The organism is Janthinobacterium sp. 1L-D-8-B-C4 (genome assembly GCF_057291295.1).
On sequence record NZ_JBXAVX010000015.1, the window covers coordinates 158,914 to 175,838 of the forward strand.

Here is a 16,925-nt window from a genome sequence, read left to right on the forward strand (position 1 = left end):
AACGTCAGGCCGACAGGCCGGTGCCGGGCGCCGTCTTCTTTTGAAGGTGGCGCAACAGTCAATTATAGTTGGAAAATTCGTGGAACACTTGGAGATCAGTCCGGCGGCGCGCTAGCACGGCCGGCTTGATAACTACTGCTGATGCGGGGAGTGGGACAGGATCAATGATGATGCAGGTCGGACGGGCTGCGCGCGGCGTGCGCGCCGGCAGAGCCACAGTCGCCGGCTTCCAGCGTGCTCGACACGAGCGCGCAGACGCCATACAGCTTGGTGAGGTTTTTCAGGTTGGTCGGCAGGTTGTTCAGCTCCAGCACGGCGCCCGCTTCCTGCGCCGCGCGCTGCCACGTCAGCATGACGGAAACAGCTGCCGAATCGACGGCCTTGACGTTGCGCAGATCAAACTTCGTCTGGCCCGAGCGGATCGCGTCCAGGCCCTGCTCCAACGCCGAAGTGGCGTTGTGCACGGTCAGGGAAGTCAGGGACTGCAAGGTGTCGAGAGGGTCTGGCATGGCGTCGGGCTGCGCTGGTCGGGTGCTGGAGCTAGTATGATAGCCGATTATTTGGCTTTGGCAGCAGGACGCGAGGCCAGCGCCTTGTTTTTGTCGGCCAGGGTCTTGATCAGGCCATCGATGCCGCCCTTGCTGATTTCGCTGTTGAAGCTGCTTTTGTAGGTTTCCACCAGCCAGGCGCCCATCACGTTGATGTCATAGATCTTCCAGCCGCTTGGGGTCTTGGCAACGCGGTAGTTCAGCAACACCGGTTCGCCACGGGCCACGTTCACCTGCGAACGCACTTCGACGTCGGTGTCATCGGCCGCTGCGCGCAGCGGCTTGAAGTCCACGGTTTCATTCTTGATCTGCGACAGCGCGCCAGCATAAGTGTACACCAGCAGGGTGCGGAACTCGGCCGACAGCTTCTGTTGCTGGTCCGGCGTGGCGGTACGCCAGTGGCGGCCGGCGGCCAGCGAGGTCATGCGCTGGAAGTCCACGTACGGCAGGATCTTGGTTTCTACCAGTGCATTGACGCGGTTGATGTCGCCAGACTGGATGCCCTTGTCGGCCTTGGCCGTGTCGATCACGTCCTGGCTGATGCGTTTGACCAGTGCGTCCGGCGCTTCGGTGGCTGGCGCAGCTTGGGCGGCGGTGGCAAAGGCGATGGTGGCCATCGCCAGCAATTGTTTCATCAGTTTCATGTTTGTACCTTTCTGGTGGTCTTGCCAGGCGCAGGCGGCGTCAAAATCATAACGCCGGCTGCGGTGCTTGCGGTAGGTCTAGTTTACTCTGGCGTCGTAGTCTCGGCGGCAACAGTATTGCTACCAGATGTTACGGCATCGGCAGCAACCGCCGGGGTGGCCGGCGCTTCAGGCACCGTAGTTGCGGCCACTGGCGCAGCTTTCAAGCCATCTTCCTCATCGATCGCGCTGCTGTCGTTTTTTGGTGCTTTCTGATCGCGGCGGTCGGTGTCGCCATCGAAGACCTTGCTCTCGCGCGCTTGCAGGTAGCCGTCACGGATGAATTCATAACGGTCCAGCGCCGCCGCTTCCATCAGGTTGGTCGCATCAAGGTAGGACGCGCGCTTGTCGACAATGCGGGTGACCGTGCCGATATTGCGCACATTGGTCGGATCCTTGTAGCGCCATGGGTCGCCCACCACGTCGAGCGGCAGAGCGACGGTGTCGCGCATGGTCGACGGCCCCAGCAGCGGCAGCACCACATAGGGGCCAGGGTTGACGCCATACCAGCCCAGGGTCTGGCCGAAGTCTTCATTGTGCTTCGGCACGCCTGCCTGCGAGGCGATGTCGATCAGGCCCAGGATACCGAAGGTCGAGTTCATCGTCACGCGCACGATATCCTGCAGGCCCGCTTCGCCCTTGCCTTGCGCCAGGTTGTTGGCGGCGCTCCAGACATCGGACAAGTTGCCGAAGAAATTGCTCACGCCGGTCTGCACGAACGATGGCAGCACGTTCTTGTAGGCAGTCGCCACCGGTTTCAAGGCCACTTCATCAACCTTGTCGTTGAACTTGAACATGGCGCGGTTGTAACCCTCCAGCGGGTCGCGCGGGTTGCCGCTGCTGGCGCAGGCGCTCAGGGTGGCGGCGAATGCCAGTACCAGGCCGATACGGCCAGCATTTACTACAGTATTCATGTTCGACTCGCTCATTTGCTGTCCTTTCCGTCCGCTGCCTTGCTGTAGATGAACTGATTGATCAGGTCTTCCAGCACTGTGGCCGATTGAGTGCGGGCAATCTTGTCGCCCTCCGCCAGGTTTGCTTCATCACCGCCCGCTTCCAGGCCAATGTATTGCTCACCCAACAGACCAGCCGTCAAAATCTTGGCCGAGCTATCTTTCGGAAATTTATAACCTTCTTCGATGTCCAGCTTGACCAGCGCCTGGTACGTCTTGTCGTCAAACACGATTTCCGACACCCTGCCGACCACCACGCCAGCGCCTTTGACGGGCGCTTGCGGTTTCAGGCCGCCAATATTGTCGAACTTCGCCGTAATAGTATACGTATCGGTGAAAGACAGCGAACTCATGTTGCCAGCCTTGAACGCCAGAAACATCACTGCCGCCACGCCCAGCAAGACGAACAGGCCTACCCAGACATCCAGAGATTTACGTTGCATAAACAATCCTAAATAATTTTTACTTGCCGCCCCCTGCGCAAACCCTGTGCAGGCGACTGATTTTCTTACTCTTACGAAATTACTTGCTGAACATCATGGCTGTCATCATGAAGTCCAGCCACCACACCATCAGCGACGAGATGACGACCGTGCGCGTGGTGGCGCCGGACACGTCTTCCGGTGTCGGCTGCGCCTGGTAGCCCTGGAACAGGGCGATAAACGTCACGGCGATACCGAATACCATGCTTTTGATATAGGTACCGTTGATGATATCTTTCCAGAGATCGACGCCAGCCTGCATTTGCGACCAGAACGAGCCTTCGTCGACGCCGATCAGTACCACGCCCACCAGGTAGCTGCCGATAATGCCGACCGCCGTGAAAATGCCGCCCAGGATCGGCATGGCGATCACGCCGGCCCACAGACGTGGCGCCAGCACGCGCTGGATCGGGTTTACAGCCATCATTTCCATGGCCGACAATTGCTCACCGGCCTTCATCAGGCCGATTTCGGCCGTCAGCGAGGTGCCGGCGCGGCCGGCAAACAGCAGGGCGGTCACGACCGGGCCCAGCTCACGCATCAGCGACAGCGCCACCAGCTGGCCCAGCGACTGTGTCGCGCCATAGGTGGTCAAGGTGTAATAGCCTTGCAGCCCCAGCACCATGCCGACGAACAGGCCGGACACGGTGGTAATGACCAGCGAGCGGCTGCCGACAAAAAACAATTGCTCGATCACCAGGCGTGGCCGGCGAAACAGGCCGCCCGAGGCGGCAATAATGATAAAGAAGGACCGTACGGCAAAGCCAAGGTCCTCGATAGAGTGACGCAACCATGCTCCGATAGCCGCCAGGAAACGCACGATCATCGGCCACCCTCCGCGTGCAGGCCCAGGTCATCGGCCAGCGTCTTGCCCGGATAATGAAACGGCACCGGGCCGTCCGCCTCCGCATTGACGAACTGTTTCACATACGGATGAGTCGAGACAGCCATCTCGGCCGGCGTGCCGTGCGCCACGATTTTGCCGGACGACAGAAAATACACATAATCAGCGATGGCGAAACACTCCTTCACATCGTGCGAAACCAAAATGGAGGTCGAGCCGAGCGCGTCGTTCAGGTTGCGGATCAGATTGGCGGTCACGCCCATGGAAATCGGGTCGAGGCCCGCAAATGGCTCGTCGTACATGATCAATTCGGGGTCGAGCGCAATCGCCCGCGCCAGCGCCACGCGCCGGCCCATGCCGCCCGAAATCTCGGCAGGTTTGAGCTGCGCAGCATTGCGCAGGCCGACCGCGTGCAGTTTCATCAGCACCAGGGTGCGGATCAGCTCTTCGTTCAGGTCGGTATGCTCGCGCAGTGGAAAGGCAACGTTTTCAAACGCCGTCAGGTCGGTAAACAAGGCGCCGTGCTGGAACAGCATGCCCATCTTGCGGCGCATCAGGTACAGGTTTTCAGTATCGAGTTCATGCACGATCTGGCCGTCGACATTGACGCTGCCGGAACTGGGGCGCAGCTGGCCGCCGATCAGACGCAGGACGGTCGTCTTGCCACTGCCGGAACCACCCATGACAGCCACAACTTTTCCACGTGGGAAGTCCATTTGAAGGCCCGATAAAATCGAACGTTCTCCATAGGCAAAGTGTAAATCACGGATTTCAACAAGATTTGGCACGACGAAACTCACTATTTTAATGGCGTATTGTAGTGCAGAAACACCAATCTCTGCTGAGGCCCGCCTCGCCACGATCTTGGCAGGGGGAAGAATACAACACTAATGAATCGAAAGTCAGATATTTTAGTGTAAAAACCGTGTAAAGACCTGATGCCTTGCCGGCCACTTGATCCGGTGGACAAAACAACAAAGGCCACGCCGCTGTTTGCGCCGTGGCCTTGCCTGCAAAGCGAGCGAGTGCTCGCTTATTTCCTTAACGCGGCAGCAACGAAGCGCCCATCAAGAACTCGTCGACGGCGCGCGCGCACTGGCGTCCTTCGCGGATCGCCCACACCACCAGCGACTGGCCACGGCGCATGTCGCCGGCGGCAAAGATCTTCGGTACCGAGGTGTAGTAGCTGCGTTCGCCTTCCGTCACCGCCTTGGCGTTGCCGCGCGCATCGGTGTCGACGCCGAACGCTTCGAGCACCTGCTGCACCGGCGACACAAAGCCCATCGCCAGGAATACCAGGTCGGCCTTCATCTCGAATTCCGAGTTTGGCACTTCGCTCATCTTGCCGTCTTTCCATTCGACCCGGCAGGCAATCAGCTTTTCAACCTTGCCGCCCTTGCCTTCGAAGCGCTTGGTGGCCACCGCCCAGTCACGCTCGCAGCCTTCCTCGTGCGACGACGAGGTGCGCAGCTTGGTTGGCCAGTAAGGCCAGACCAGCGGCTTGTTTTCCTGTTCCGGCGGCATTGGCATCAGTTCGAACTGGGCTACCGAGGCGGCGCCCTGGCGGTTCGAGGTGCCGACGCAATCCGAACCGGTGTCGCCGCCGCCGATTACCACCACGTGCTTAGCCGTAGCCTTGATCTGGTCCTTGACCTTGTCTCCGGCGTTGACCTTGTTTTGCAGCGGCAGGAAATCCATGGCGAAATGCACGCCCTTCAGTTCGCGGCCCGGCACCGGCAAGTCGCGCGGCTGCTCGGCGCCGCCAGCCATGATGACGGCGTCGAATTCTTTTTCCAGGTCTTCCGGGAAAATCGTTTCCTTGGCCCAGTTGTTCACGTTGGCAGGAAAGTCCTTGCCGACCAGTACGCTGGTGCGGAACACCACGCCTTCGGCTTCCATCTGCTTCACGCGCTGGTCGATATGTGACTTTTCCATCTTGAAGTCGGGAATGCCGTAGCGCAGCAGGCCGCCGACCCGATCACTCTTTTCAAACACGGTAACGGCGTGGCCGGCGCGCGCCAGTTGCTGCGCCGCCGCCAGGCCGGCAGGACCGGAGCCGACGATGGCCACTTTCTTGCCGGTGCTGAAACTGGCCGGCTGCGGCGTGACCCAGCCATGCTCCCAGCCCATGTCGATGATCTTGTGTTCGATCGACTTGATGCCGACCGGATCTTCATGGATGCCCAGGGTACAGGCCGATTCACACGGCGCCGGGCAGATGCGGCCAGTAAATTCCGGGAAGTTATTGGTCGAATGCAGGACGTCCAGCGCTTCGCGGTAGGCGCCGCGGTACACCAGGTCGTTCCAGTCCGGGATGATGTTGTTGACCGGGCAACCCGTGTTGCAGAAAGGGATACCGCAATCCATGCAGCGCGCGCCCTGCACGGTCGCTTGCGCGTCCGACAGGTGCAGCACGAATTCCTTGTAGTTCTTCAGACGCGCGGCAGGCTCCAGATAATGTTCGTCCTGGCGCTTGAATTCCATGAAGCCGGTGATTTTACCCACGATGATTCCTTTATGTTTGGCTGGCGGGGAGCGGCCTGGCCGCTCCCTTGTCACATTGTTTTCAGCTGGCTCAGGCGGCGACGGCTTGCACTTCCTGTGCGGCGTCGGCGGCCATTTCAATCAGCGCGCGCTTGTATTCGTTCGGGAAGACCTTGACGAATTTGCCGCGAGCCACTGCCCAGTCGTCGAGCAGGACGCGGGCGCGGGTGCTGCCCGTGTGCTTGAAGTGACGCTCGATCAGGCGCTTGAGGATCACTTCATCGGCTTCAGGCGTGCCATTGCGCTGCTGGGCATGCCAGGCGTCGCGCTGGGCTTGCTGCTCGCTGGCCGAGACTACCTTGTCGAGGCTGACCATGGCCGTGTTGCACTTGCTGGCGAAGTCGCCGGCCGGGTCATACACGTAGGCCACGCCGCCCGACATGCCGGCCGCAAAGTTACGGCCGGTCGCGCCCAGTACCACCACCGTGCCGCCCGTCATGTATTCGCAGCCATGGTCGCCCAGGCCTTCGACTACCGTGGTGGCACCCGAGTTGCGCACGGCAAAGCGTTCGCCCGCCACGCCATTGAAGAACGCTTCGCCGGCAACGGCGCCGTACAGTACCGTGTTGCCGATAATGATGTTATCCACCGCCCAGCCGCGGAACTCGGTGTTCGGACGCACGATGATGCGCCCGCCCGACAGGCCCTTGCCGACGTAATCGTTGCCTTCGCCAACCAGGTCGATCGTGATGCCGTGCGCCAGGAAGGCGCAGGCCGACTGGCCCGCCGTGCCTTGCAGCTGGATGTGGATGGTGTCATCCGGCAAGCCAGCATGGCCGTATTTCTTCGCCACTTCGCCGGACAGCATGGTGCCGACCGTACGGTTGACGTTGCGCACCGGCGAGATGAACGACACGCGTTCGCCTTTTTCCAATGCGGCGCGCGCTTGCGCGATCAGCTTGTGGTCGAGCGCTTTTTCCAGGCCGTGGTCCTGGTTTTCCACATGGCGGCAGGCATGGTCATGCGACACGTCGGGCTTGTGGAAGATGGCCGAGAAGTCCAGGCCCTGCGCCTTCCAGTGCGTGATTGCCTTTGACTTGTCGAGCAGGTCGACGCGGCCGATCAGTTCGTCATAGGTGCGGATGCCCAGCTGGGCCATCAATTGACGCGCTTCTTCGGCAACAAAGAAGAAGTAGTTGACGACGTATTCCGGTTTGCCCGAGAACTTGGCGCGCAGCACCGGATCTTGCGTGGCTACCCCGACCGGGCAGGTGTTCAGATGGCATTTGCGCATCATGATGCAGCCTTCGACCACCAGCGGCGCGGTGGCAAAACCGATTTCGTCGGCGCCCAGCAAGGCGGCAATCACCACATCGCGGCCGGTACGCATCTGTCCGTCTGCTTGTACCCGAATCCGGCTGCGCAAGCCATTCAGCACCAGCGTCTGCTGGGTTTCAGCCAGGCCCAGCTCCCATGGCGTGCCGGCATGTTTTACCGACGACAATGGCGAGGCGCCCGTGCCGCCATCATGGCCGGCCACTACCACGTGATCGGCCTTGGCCTTGGTCACGCCGGCGGCCACCGTGCCGATACCGACTTCCGACACCAGTTTCACCGAGATCGAGGCGCGCGGATTGGCGTTCTTCAAGTCGTGGATCAGCTGCGCCAAATCCTCGATCGAATAGATGTCGTGGTGCGGCGGCGGCGAGATCAGGCCCACGCCCGGCACCGAGAAGCGCAGGGTGGCGATATATTCCGACACTTTATGGCCAGGCAGCTGGCCGCCTTCGCCAGGTTTCGCGCCCTGCGCCATCTTGATCTGGATCTGGTCGGCCGAGTTCAGGTAGGCGGCCGTGACGCCGAAACGGCCGGACGCCACCTGCTTGATGCGCGAGCGCAGCGAATCGCCTTCTTGCAGCGCGATATCGACCACCATCTGCTCTTTGCCCATGATCGAGGCCATGGTTTCGCCCTGCTTGATCTTGATGCCCTTCAGTTCCATCGCATAGCGCGATGGATCTTCGCCGCCTTCGCCGGTGTTCGACTTGCCGCCGATACGGTTCATGGCAACGGCCAGGGTGGCGTGCGCTTCGGTACTGATCGAGCCCATCGACATGGCGCCGGTGGCGAAACGCTTGACGATTTCCTTGGCCGGTTCCACTTCATCGAGCGGGATCGCCTTGGTCGGGTCGAGCTTGAACTCGAACAGGCCGCGCAGGGTCAGGTGGCGACGGCTCTGGTCGTTGATGATCTGGGCGTACTCTTTATAGCTGGAGAAATTGTTGCTGCGTGTCGAATGCTGCAGCTTGGCAATCGCATCCGGCGTCCACAAATGGTCTTCGCCACGCACGCGGAATGCGTATTCGCCACCGGCGTCGAGCTTGTCCATCAGTACCGGGTCATTGCCGAAGGCCAGGTTGTGCAGGCGCAGCGCTTCTTCCGCCACTTCAAACACGCCGATGCCTTCCACGTTCGAGGCCGTGCCCTTGAAGTATTTGTCGACCAGCGACTTGTTCAGGCCAATCGCTTCGAAAATCTGTGCGCCGCAATACGACATATAGGTCGAAATGCCCATCTTCGACATGACTTTCATCAAGCCCTTGCCCACTGCCTTGGTGTAGTTGTAGATCGCTTTCTCGCCCGACAGCTCGGCCGGCAAGCCGTGCGCCAGTTCAACCAGGGTTTCCATCGCCAGGTAAGGGTGGACGGCTTCCGCGCCATAACCTGCCAGCAGGGCGAAGTGATGGGTTTCACGGGCCGAACCGGTTTCCACCACCAGGCCGGCCGAAGCGCGCAGGCCCTTGCTGACCAGGTGCTGGTGCACGGTCGAGGTGGCCAGCAGTGCCGGAATGGCAACCTGCTCGGCGCAGATGGCGCGGTCCGAAATGATCAGGATATTGTGGCCGGACTTGACGGCGTCGACCGCTTCGGCGCACAGCGAGGCCAGGCATGCTTCCACGCCTTCCTTGCCCCACGCCAACGGGTAGCAGATATCGAGTTCATACGACTTGAACTTGCCGCCGGTGTGCGCGCTGATATTGCGCAGGCGCGCCATGTCGTCAAAGCCCAGCACCGGCTGCGACACTTCCAGGCGCATCGGCGGGTTGACGTTGTTGGTATCGAGCAAGTTCGGTTTCGGACCGATAAACGACACCAGCGACATCACCATCGCTTCGCGGATCGGGTCGATCGGCGGGTTGGTCACTTGCGCGAACAATTGCTTGAAGTAGTTATACAGTGGCTTCAATTTGTTCGACATGACGGCCAGCGGCGAATCATTGCCCATCGAGCCGGTAGCTTCTTCACCGGCCACAGCCATTGGCGCCAACAGGAATTTCAGGTCTTCCTGGGTATAGCCAAACGCCTGCTGGCGGTCGAGCAGCGACGGCTGGGCTTTTTCGCCCTGCGCGCGGTCCTGCTTGAGCTGGCCTTCGGCCATCTTGATTTCATCGAGCTTGATGCGCACCGAGTTGATCCAGGCCTTGTACGGCTTGGCGTTGGCATAGGTGTTTTTCAATTCCTGGTCGTCGATGATGCGGCCCGCTTCCAGGTCGATCAGGAACATTTTGCCAGGCTGCAAGCGCCATTTCTGGATGATCTTCGATTCCGGGATCGGCAGCACGCCCGATTCCGAGGCCATCACCACCAGGTCGTCGTCGGTAACGATATAGCGCGCCGGGCGCAGGCCATTCCTGTCCAGGGTGCCGCCGATATGACGGCCGTCGGTAAACGCCATGGCGGCCGGGCCGTCCCACGGTTCCATCATCGCCGCGTGGTATTCATAGAAGGCGCGGCGGTTGTCGTCCATCGTGGTGTGGTTTTCCCACGCTTCCGGGATCATCATCATCATCGCCTGGGCGATCGGATAACCGGCCATCAAGAGCAGTTCGAGCGCATTGTCGAAGCAGGCGGTGTCGGACTGGCCTTCATAGATCAGCGGAAACAGCTTTTGCAGGTCGTCGCCCAGCACGGCCGACTTCATCACGCCTTCGCGCGCGCGCATCCAGTTGAAGTTGCCCTTCACGGTGTTGATTTCGCCGTTGTGGGCGATCAGGCGGTACGGGTGGGCCAGCGGCCATTCCGGGAAGGTATTGGTCGAGAAACGCTGATGTACCAGCGCCAGCGCCGAGATGCAGCGCGCGTCCTGCAGGTCTTTATAGTAGACACCGACCTGGTCGGCCAGCAGCAGGCCCTTGTAGACGATGGTGCGCGCCGACATCGACGGCACGAAGAATTCTTTGCCATGCAGCAGTTTCAACGCCTGGATCGCGTGGCCCGACGATTTGCGGATCACGTACAACTTGCGCTCGAGCGCATCGGTGACCATGATGTCCGGGCCGCGGCCGATAAAGATCTGGCGGATCACCGGCTCTTTTGCGCGCACGGTCGGCGACATCGGCATATCGGTATCGATCGGCACATTGCGCCAGCCGAGGATCACCTGGCCTTCGATGCGCACGGCGCGTTCGATTTCCTGTTCGCAAGCGATGCGCGAAGCATGTTCCTTTGGCAGGAACACCATGCCGACGCCGTATTCGCCAGGCGGCGGCAATTCCACGCCCTGCTTGGCCATCTCTTCGCGGTAATACTGGTCAGGAATCTGGATCAGGATGCCGGCGCCATCGCCCATCAGCGCATCGGCGCCCACGGCACCCCGGTGATCGAGGTTTTTCAGTATCAGCAGACCCTGTTCGACGATCGAATGGGTTTTGTTGCCCTTGATATGGGCGACGAAACCGACGCCACAGGCATCGTGTTCATTGGCTGGGTCGTACAGGCCTTGCGCTTTCATGGGCTTCTCCGCTGCGAAATAACTATCGAAAAGCCAGAGTAGTGCAATGCAGCAGAAAACTCAACTAAAACAAAAAGGGTCGGAGTCGAATTAAATGCAATTTTTTCGCCATGAAAATTTAATAGGGACATAGTCATTGATTCACCAATGAAAATGCGTCTTGTTTACCCTCGGGATTTTTACCCAATATCGGCTGCAATCTTGCGTGGCCGGCCCCGTTTCGCCGGCAGCACCTGCCGTTTCATTTTGACTGCCAAAGCCTGTTTGAAAGCGTCCGAACCGAGCGGCCACCCCTTCAATACCGCCGCTTCCAGCGCCTTCACCTGGCTGCTGCCCAGGCCCTGCTCCACCAGGCGCAAATAGGCCGCCTCGCGATCGAACGGGGTATTGCCCAAGGCCCAATACAGCGCATGGTCGGTAACGATTGGGTCTATCTGCACGCCGGCGTGATGCGCGTGGCTGGACCACGGGTAGTCGCGTGGCTGGGCCGCCAAGCCCGCCTGCACCGGAACCATCTCCAGATAGTGACAGGAAAGCAGGAAGAAATGCCCGGCATCGATGACCGAGGTTTTGTAGCGCCCCTGCCACAAGGCCCCCTCGCGGCCATACTTCTGGTTAAAGTAAGGCACGTAATAACGCCCCAGCCACTGCATCAGTTGCCCGAGTCCGGTTTCATTATCGGGAGTGGCCAGCAGATGCAGCTGATCAGGCAATAAAACATAGGCGTGAATGGCGACCTTGAACATTTTGGCGCCGGTTTTCAGCCATGCAAGGAACTGCGCGTAATCGGCACTGTCCTGGAATACAGGCTGGCGGTTGCTGCTGCGCTGGATGACGTAATGGGGCAGATGGGGAATGATCAAACGGGGCAGGCGGGCCATGGCAAAGTCGTCAGGATAGGGCTAATGGCTTGATTTTACACACTTTGCGCATCCGGGCGCGACTCTGGCCCTGATTTTTTTCGCGAACGAAAAAAAAAGGTACGACTCCGTCCCTTTTATTATTTTCAGCCTGTCTTCAGGACAGATTGAAACTGGCCGACAGGCTGTAGCCCTCGCCATAAGCGCTGCGCAACGGCAAATCCTGGCCCAGTCCCGTCTTGGCTTTCTTGCGCAAGCGATACACCAGCATGTCGACGCGGCGGCCCGCATCGGGATCATCTCCACCCATGCCGGCCACGATCACGTCGCGCGGCACGGGCCGGGTATTGATGGTCAGCAGATGCAGGAAATTGAATTCCTTTTCCGTCAGCGCGATGACCGAACCCATCAGTTCCAGCTGGCGGGCGCTCACTTTCAAGGTCCACTTGCCCGGTTCCGGCGCAGCCGATTCCTGCGGGCCGACACGGCGGTCGAGCGCCTCGATATGGGCGGCCAGCTCGGGGAACTTGATCGGCTTGGTCAGGTAATGGTCGGCGCCCAGGCGCAAGCCCAGAATGCGGCTGTCGAACGCCACCCGGCCCGTCAGCACCAGCACGCCGATCTGCGGATACAGCTGGCGCATGCGCGGGATGACATTGAAGCCGTCCTCGTCGGGCAAGCCCAGGTCGAGCACGACCACGTCGACATTGCCGTGGCTGAGCGCTGCCCACATATCGCCGGCCGAGCTGGTGACATGGACTTCATGTTCGAGCTCAACGAGGAACTCCGCCATGTCTTCTGCGTAGTCCAGATTGTCTTCGACGATCAGTATTTTCGTCATTGCTACGCCATTCTTCTGTTAATAAGCATTTCATGAGGCAAACTTGCCATGCACTTCTTGCACCATCATGGACGGCAGGGCAGGTCTACGTCAAGGAATTATCACGGTTGACTTCAGCGGAAGCAAGGCTTTTCCCGGTCGCTACCGGCAGCGGCAGCCAAATACAAAACGCGGCACCACCATCTTCGCCGTTTTTGACTTGCAGAGTACCGCCATGCACCTCGACCACGGCGCGCGCCATGTACAGGCCCAGCCCGGCTCCCGGGTGGCCGGCGGCGTGCATGCCGCGATAGCCCTTGTCGAACACCTGCGCCATCTCGGCTTGCGGCACGCCGAGGCCGCGATCCTGCACCACGAACTCCACCCCGCCTTGCTGCGCCAGGCGGCCGTCAAGTTCGATCGGACTGCCGGCCGGACTGAATTTGACGGCGTTTTCCAGCAGGATTTTCAGCGCCAGCGCCATGCCCGCCACGTCACAGCGCAAGCGCGCCGGCAAGTCTTCGTCGAGATGCAGCCGTACCGGATGACTGGCCGGCACGGTCGCGGCGGCCTGCTGCAGCAACGCCAAAGGCGCGATGCCGTCAGCGGCCCGCTCGCGGCCGATGGCCGCCATGCGCTCGGGCGACAGATAGTCGTCGATCATGACCAACAAACGGTCAACCGCCGTTTGTATTTTCAGATAGCGCTTGCGCGTGGCCTCGTCGGCGCCGCCGCCGGTGGCCACCAGGCGCTGCGCGGCGCCATCGATGGTAGCCAGGGGCGTACGAAACTCATGCGACAGCATGGAAGCAAAGCGTTTTTGTTCAAGGCCGCGCTGCGCTTCTTCGTGCTGCGCTTGCGTTACGTCGCGCACGCTGCCCACTAAAGCGTAGGGGCGGCCGGCCACGCGCTCGACGATGGTCGAGGTGATTTCCAGCGCCAGCTGACCGTCGCCGTGCGGCAACTCCACTTCGCGTGTCAGGGTCAAGCGCGTTGCATCGCCGTCTTGCCAGCGCTGCAAGCGCGCCGGCACATCGGCCGACAACTGCGCCGCGTGTTCCTGCAAGGCAGGCATATCGAAGCCGGTGACACGCTGGGCGGCCGGGCTGATGTAAAGCAGTTCGAGGGTGGTGGCGTCGAGCAGGAATTGCGCATCGCGGCTGTGCTCGGCCAGCAGCCGGAACTGCGCCTCGCCGGCGCGCGCGCGCAGCAGGGCGCGGCGCAATTGGGCGAAACGCAGCGCCATCAGGATGGCGCCGGCCAGCAGCAACAGGAAAACAGGCAGCATGTTTACACCCGGCATGGAATCAATCCGCCAGTATAAGCGTGCTTAATCGTCGAGCGGCGCGAAGATTTGCTGCAAGTCTTCTTGTGTGAGCGCCATTTTCTGCGACTCGCCTTCGGCCAGGATCGATTGCGCCAGTTCCGATTTCTTTTGCTGCAGCAATTGAATCTTTTCTTCCAGCGTACCCTTGGCGATCAGTTTATACACAAACACGGGCTTGTCCTGGCCGATGCGCCAGGCGCGGTCGGTGGCCTGGTTTTCGGCCGCCGGGTTCCACCACGGATCGTAGTGAATGACGGTGTCGGCGGCGGTCAGGTTCAGGCCCACGCCACCGGCTTTCAGGCTGATCAGAAAGATCGGCACGGCGCCCTGCTGGAAGGCCGCCACCTGTGCGCTGCGGTCTTTGGTTTCACCGGTCAGCAGGGCGTACGGAATATCACGCGCCTCAAGTTCTTCCTCGATCAGTTCAAGCATGCTGGTAAATTGCGAGAAGACCAGGATCTTGCGCCCCTCGTCGAGCAGGTCTTCCACCATCTGCATCAGGTCCAGCAACTTGGCAGAGCCGGCCGCCTGTTTCTTTGCCGGCAGGGATTTGACCAGGCGCGGATCGCAGCACACCTGGCGCAGTTTCAACAGCGCCTCCAGGATCACGATCTGGCTGCGCGCCACGCCTTTCTTGTCGATTTCCTCGCGCACCTTCTGGTCCATCGCCAGGCGCACGGTTTCGTACAGGTCGCGCTGCGGCCCAGTCAGTTCGACCTTGCGCACCATTTCGGTTTTGGGCGGCAATTCCTTGGCGACGTTGTCTTTCGTGCGGCGCAGCAGGAAGGGCTTGATGCGGCGATTCAAGAGCATGCGGCGCAGCGGGTCGTCCTGGCGCTCGATCGGATGACGGAACTGGGTATTGAAGGTTTTCTCGTCGCCCAGCAAGCCCGGCAGCAGAAAATGGAATTGCGACCACAATTCGCCCAGGTGGTTTTCCAGCGGCGTGCCGGACAGGCACAGGCGGTGGCGCGCGCGCAGCAGGCCCGCGCTTTGCGCCGCCTTGCTGCGCGTGTTCTTGATGTAGTGCGATTCGTCGAGGATCACCAGGTGGAAATCGTGCTCGCGCAAGATTTCCTCATCTCGCGGCAACAGCGCATAGGTCGTCAGCACCAGGTCGCAGGAATCGATCTGGTCGAATTGCTGGGCGCGGTCCTTGCCTTGCAGCAGCAGCACTTTCAGGCTCGGCGCAAACTTGGCCGCCTCGTCCTGCCAGTTGCCCATCAGGCTGGTCGGCGCGATCACCAGCGCCGGATGCGTCAATCGCCCCGCTTCTTTTTCGACCAGGATATGCGCCAGGGTCTGCACCGTCTTGCCCAGGCCCATGTCATCGGCCAGGATGCCGGCCAGATCATGGTCGCGCAGGAACTGCATCCACGCCAGGCCATCGGCCTGGTAGTCGCGCAAGGTCGCCTGCAGGCCGCTTGGTGTCGCCACTTTTTGCACCGAACCGAACTGGCTCAGCTTGCGGCCCATGGCGCGCAATTGCTCGCCGCCGGTCCAGCGCAGCTCCAGAGAGCGCGCCAGCTCTTCCAGGCGCGCTGCATCCAGGGTCGACATGCGCACGGCGCGCTTGATCTTGTCGTTGAAATACAGTTCGCCCAGGGTGTTCAAAATGGGGCGCACGCGGCCCCACGGCAGCGCCACCCGGGTGCCGTCGGCCAGGGTGGCCAGCATCTGGTCTTCGTCGGCGTGCGCGTCGATGATCTTCGGATTGAAGTCGTTCGGCGCATTGCGTATCAGTTGCACCAGCACCGGCAGCAGCGGCACGCGCTCGTGGTTGACGACGATGCCCAGTTCCAGCTCGAACCAGGCGTTGCCGCTTTCCGGGTCCTGGTCATCGATGTCGGCATACCAGTCGTCGACATCAAGCACGTCGTAGCGGTACTTGGCGGTCTTTTCAACGATCCAGCCCTGGTCGAGCAAGGTATCGATGCCGGACTCGGCAAAGCGCAGCCACTCGGCCTGGCTCGGCAGCAGCAAGGCGCCCTTCAGGCCGCTCAAGGGGGCCGAAGCGGGCTTCTTGAATTGCAGTTCGGCCAGCAGCGCCAGCGCGCGCGCCTCGTCAACTGTATTGCGCTGGATGATTTCGGTCACCTCGCCCACCTGGCGCACCACGCGCTGGGACGGGTCGAACGACACCCTTTCACCATCATAGTCATACGACAGCACGGCAAAATCATGCCAGCGCTGCACGCTGCCGTCGGCCAGCATGGCGCTGTCCATCAGCAATACCGGCGTGGCCGGCACATCCTTGCGCAAGCGCTGCGGCAGCGGCTGCGGCAGCGGCATCAGGTGCTGCAAGCCCTGCGCCAGCAGCAGTTGCGACACGCGTACCTTGTCGTTCGCATTCAAGGGCGGCGCCTGCGCCACCAGCGCCTGCAGGTCGGCCAGGGAAATATCGGAGCCGCCCTGGTTCAGTTCCAGCACGCCACACGACAGATTGTCGATATACCACGGTGGATCGGTCGGCAGCATGTAGTCGATCTGGTCGGCGCCATGGTGGCTGACGCCATCGGCCGGATCGACCTGCCAGCCCAGGCGCATGGTCTTGCCTTCGTCGCGCCAGAACAGCCGCGCCGCGCGTATCGGACCTTCTTTCAGCGGATACACCAGGCCATTGCCGACATCGGCCCAGGAATTGGCCCACAGCAGCTTGTCCTGCTCGGCCAACATGGACAGCAAGGCGGCGCCGACTTTGCCCTTCGGTTCGGTGGCGCTGCCGGTCTGCGAGTTTTGCCCGGTGCGCATGGCAACAAAGAAGCGCACCAGGTCTTCATCAAACGGCGTCAGGAATGCAGGCGGCGCCGACAGCAACGAAAAGATCTCGCTGATGGGGCTGGCCGCGGCCACATCGCCATTCGGCCGCAGCCGCGCCTTGTACAGGCACAAGGCCACATGGCGCCCGCCGCTGGTGGGCGCCAGCACATAGATCAGGCGGTGCGCAGTGAGCTTCGGATCGGGTTCGGCCAGCGGCAGCACGGGCTTGGGATGGGCGGCTGCCTCCACCCGCTGCAGCCAGGTGGCGATGGCGTACGGCAAGGGCGCACCCGGCGCGCTGGCCGGTACGGCAGGAGTGTCACTGATGTCGTCGCGGGTAAAATCCATGGTACGCATGATGGTTGGAGTGTG

General features: G+C 61.1%; 12 protein-coding genes. All 12 read right to left on the reverse strand.

What is annotated here, in order from left to right:
- Positions 1 to 161: 161 nt before the first annotated feature.
- Positions 162 to 509, reverse strand: a complete 348-nt coding sequence (locus AC0Z42_RS23320; RefSeq protein WP_485470559.1) for an STAS domain-containing protein — start codon at positions 507 to 509, stop codon at positions 162 to 164.
- 47 nt (positions 510 to 556) lie between these two features.
- A complete protein-coding gene (locus AC0Z42_RS23325; protein ID WP_485470560.1) occupies positions 557 to 1,192 on the reverse strand; it encodes an MlaC/ttg2D family ABC transporter substrate-binding protein in 636 nt (211 codons plus the stop codon).
- Positions 1,193 to 1,275: 83 nt separating this feature from the next.
- Positions 1,276 to 2,145, reverse strand: a complete 870-nt coding sequence (locus tag AC0Z42_RS23330; protein ID WP_485470561.1) for an MlaA family lipoprotein — start codon at positions 2,143 to 2,145, stop codon at positions 1,276 to 1,278.
- Between the two features lie 11 nt (positions 2,146 to 2,156).
- Complete coding sequence (gene mlaD / locus AC0Z42_RS23335; protein WP_308925834.1) at positions 2,157 to 2,627, reverse strand: outer membrane lipid asymmetry maintenance protein MlaD; 471 nt, start codon at positions 2,625 to 2,627, stop codon at positions 2,157 to 2,159.
- Between the two features lie 79 nt (positions 2,628 to 2,706).
- Positions 2,707 to 3,492 (reverse strand): lipid asymmetry maintenance ABC transporter permease subunit MlaE, encoded by a 786-nt coding sequence (gene mlaE / locus AC0Z42_RS23340; protein WP_485470562.1) that lies wholly within the window; start codon positions 3,490 to 3,492, stop codon positions 2,707 to 2,709.
- Entirely contained in the window at positions 3,489 to 4,298 is an 810-nt protein-coding gene (locus tag AC0Z42_RS23345) for an ABC transporter ATP-binding protein (protein WP_485470563.1), read from the reverse strand. Before AC0Z42_RS23345 ends, mlaE begins: the two co-directional genes overlap by 4 nt.
- A 253-nt stretch (positions 4,299 to 4,551) precedes the next feature.
- Entirely contained in the window at positions 4,552 to 6,015 is a 1,464-nt protein-coding gene (locus AC0Z42_RS23350; protein ID WP_485470564.1) for a glutamate synthase subunit beta, read from the reverse strand.
- A gap of 70 nt (positions 6,016 to 6,085) precedes the next feature.
- Positions 6,086 to 10,786 (reverse strand): glutamate synthase-related protein, encoded by a 4,701-nt coding sequence (locus AC0Z42_RS23355; RefSeq protein ID WP_485470565.1) that lies wholly within the window; start codon positions 10,784 to 10,786, stop codon positions 6,086 to 6,088.
- 179 nt (positions 10,787 to 10,965) lie between these two features.
- Positions 10,966 to 11,667 carry a transposase gene (locus tag AC0Z42_RS23360; protein WP_485470566.1) on the reverse strand — a complete coding sequence of 234 codons (702 nt, stop codon included), beginning with the start codon at positions 11,665 to 11,667 and terminating at the stop codon, positions 10,966 to 10,968.
- Positions 11,668 to 11,803: 136 nt separating this feature from the next.
- Complete coding sequence (locus AC0Z42_RS23365) at positions 11,804 to 12,487, reverse strand: response regulator transcription factor (RefSeq protein WP_485470567.1); 684 nt, start codon at positions 12,485 to 12,487, stop codon at positions 11,804 to 11,806.
- Positions 12,488 to 12,572: 85 nt separating this feature from the next.
- Complete coding sequence (locus AC0Z42_RS23370; RefSeq protein WP_485470568.1) at positions 12,573 to 13,754, reverse strand: PAS domain-containing sensor histidine kinase; 1,182 nt, start codon at positions 13,752 to 13,754, stop codon at positions 12,573 to 12,575.
- Positions 13,755 to 13,796: 42 nt separating this feature from the next.
- Positions 13,797 to 16,901: a DEAD/DEAH box helicase gene (locus tag AC0Z42_RS23375; RefSeq protein WP_485470569.1), complete on the reverse strand. Its 3,105-nt coding sequence runs from the start codon at positions 16,899 to 16,901 to the stop codon at positions 13,797 to 13,799.
- Between the last annotated feature and the right edge of the window lie 24 nt (positions 16,902 to 16,925).

Bases quoted from the DNA above. Each gene is read 5' to 3' on its own strand.
- AC0Z42_RS23320 (WP_485470559.1), bottom strand. From the start codon at position 509: ATGCCAGACCCTCTCGACACCTTGCAGTCCCTGACTTCCCTGACCGTG.
- AC0Z42_RS23325 (WP_485470560.1), bottom strand. From the start codon at position 1,192: ATGAAACTGATGAAACAATTGCTGGCGATGGCCACCATCGCCTTTGCC.
- AC0Z42_RS23330 (WP_485470561.1), bottom strand. From the start codon at position 2,145: ATGAATACTGTAGTAAATGCTGGCCGTATCGGCCTGGTACTGGCATTC.
- mlaD (WP_308925834.1), bottom strand. From the start codon at position 2,627: ATGCAACGTAAATCTCTGGATGTCTGGGTAGGCCTGTTCGTCTTGCTG.
- mlaE (WP_485470562.1), bottom strand. From the start codon at position 3,492: ATGATCGTGCGTTTCCTGGCGGCTATCGGAGCATGGTTGCGTCACTCT.
- AC0Z42_RS23355 (WP_485470565.1), bottom strand. From the start codon at position 10,786: ATGAAAGCGCAAGGCCTGTACGACCCAGCCAATGAACACGATGCCTGT.
- AC0Z42_RS23360 (WP_485470566.1), bottom strand. From the start codon at position 11,667: ATGGCCCGCCTGCCCCGTTTGATCATTCCCCATCTGCCCCATTACGTC.
- AC0Z42_RS23365 (WP_485470567.1), bottom strand. From the start codon at position 12,487: ATGACGAAAATACTGATCGTCGAAGACAATCTGGACTACGCAGAAGAC.
- AC0Z42_RS23370 (WP_485470568.1), bottom strand. From the start codon at position 13,754: ATGCTGCCTGTTTTCCTGTTGCTGCTGGCCGGCGCCATCCTGATGGCG.
- AC0Z42_RS23375 (WP_485470569.1), bottom strand. From the start codon at position 16,901: ATGGATTTTACCCGCGACGACATCAGTGACACTCCTGCCGTACCGGCC.